The sequence below is a fragment of the Amycolatopsis sp. NPDC003861 genome, from assembly GCF_053605405.1.
Genome location: NZ_JBSGJD010000513.1, coordinates 1 through 1568, shown reverse-complemented (window position 1 = coordinate 1568; position 1568 = coordinate 1). Strand labels below are relative to the sequence as shown.

The window sequence follows — 1568 nt, the reverse complement described above, 5'->3', positions numbered from 1 at the left end:
GTCAGACGCACCGAACGCCACATTGGGGCGCTTGGGCGGGGCGGATGGCCGGCGTCGGCGGGCCGTCGGAGCTGAGGCGGCATTCCGGTCCCCGCGGCCACTTGCGTAGGGTGACCCGCTGTGAGCGGAACCCTCTCGCCCGCGACGGGACTTGATCGCGGACGGCGGCCTCGCCGGGTCACCGTGCTGCTGCCGGTGCTCGGCCTCATCGTGGTGGCCCTGTGCGGCCTGTTCCTGTTCGGGCTCGCCACCGCGCGGGTGGGCCCGCTCGCCGTCACCATCGGCGTCCTCGCCGCGCTCGTGCCCGTGGCCGGCGTGGTCGCCGGGTTCCTCTGGGTCGACCGGTGGGAGCCCGAGCCCGCCAAGTTCCTGCTGCTTGCGTTCGCCTGGGGCGCCTGCATCGCGACCGTCACCGCGCTGCTCATCAACACCACCGCCGAGGCCGTCGGGGAAGAGCTGCTCGGCACCGGCAACGGCAACACGCTCGCCGCGCTCGTCTCCGCCCCGATCTTCGAGGAGGCCGCGAAGGCCCTCTTCGTCGTGCTCATCCTGTGGCGGCGGTCCAGCGAGTTCGACGGCGTCGTGGACGGGGTCGTCTACGCCGGGTTCAGCGCCGCCGGGTTCGCCTTCACCGAGAACATCTACTACTTCGGGCGCGCCTTCGCCGACTACGGCTTCGGTGACGGGCACAGCCAGGGCGTCATCACCGCCTTCTTCCTGCGGGGCGTGCTCGCGCCCTTCACCCACCCGCTGTTCGCCGTGCTCACCGGCATCGGGATCGGCATCGCCGCGCGGACGACGACCAAGGCGCTCAAGTTCGTCGCGCCGGTCGCCGGGTACCTCGCCGCCGTCTGCCTGCACGCCCTGTGGAACAGCGCCGCGCTGCTCGGCGGGTCGAAGTTCCTCACCGTCTACTTCCTGATCATGCTGCCGCTCTTCCTCGGCGTGGTGTACCTGGTCGTCCTCCAGCGGAAACGGGAACAGCGGATCATCGCCGCCGCGCTGCCGCACATGGCCGCCGCGCGGTGGATCGCGCCGTCGGAGGTCGAACTGCTCGCCAGCCTGCCCGGCCGGCGGGCCTGGCGCCGCCAGGCGAAACGGCAGTCCGGCAAGCAGGCCGCGAAGGCCGTCGCCGTCTACCAGGCCAGCGTGACGGAGCTCGCGTTCCTCGACCGGCACCAGCTCACCAGCGACGCCGACCGGCAGCGCCAGCAGGAGCTGCTGCACACCCTGAAGGCCGCCCGCGCGGAGGCGACGCGCCTCGCCGACGAGGCCGCCCGCGGGTGACCCGGTCCGGGTGAAGCTGGTCACCCGGGCTCAACGGCGCCCGCTCGCCCGAGTTAGTCTCGCGCCGTCGTCCGGTACCCGGAGCGGGACTGGAACGAGAGCAGAGGGAGTCTGCCAACCATGAGCGTCCACAGGCGCACGCCATGATGAGGCCCGCCCGCCTCGCGGTCGGTGTCGTTTCCGCCGGCCGGGTGGGCAGCGTGCTCGGCGCCGCGCTGGGCCGGGCGGGGCACCGGGTGGTCGCCGCGTCGGGCCTGTCCGCTTCGTCGCTGGCCCGTGCC

General features: G+C 73.0%; 1 protein-coding gene and 1 pseudogene. Both read left to right on the top strand.

All coding sequences use genetic code 11. The features are described 5' to 3' along the window. Positions 1-183: 183 nt before the first annotated feature. Positions 184-1287, top strand: a complete 1104-nt coding sequence (locus tag ACWEVN_RS47870) for a PrsW family intramembrane metalloprotease (RefSeq protein ID WP_449688108.1) — start codon at positions 184-186, stop codon at positions 1285-1287. 89 nt (positions 1288-1376) lie between these two features. Next, positions 1377-1568: pseudogene (locus ACWEVN_RS47865) on the top strand (hypothetical protein); the annotation flags it as partial.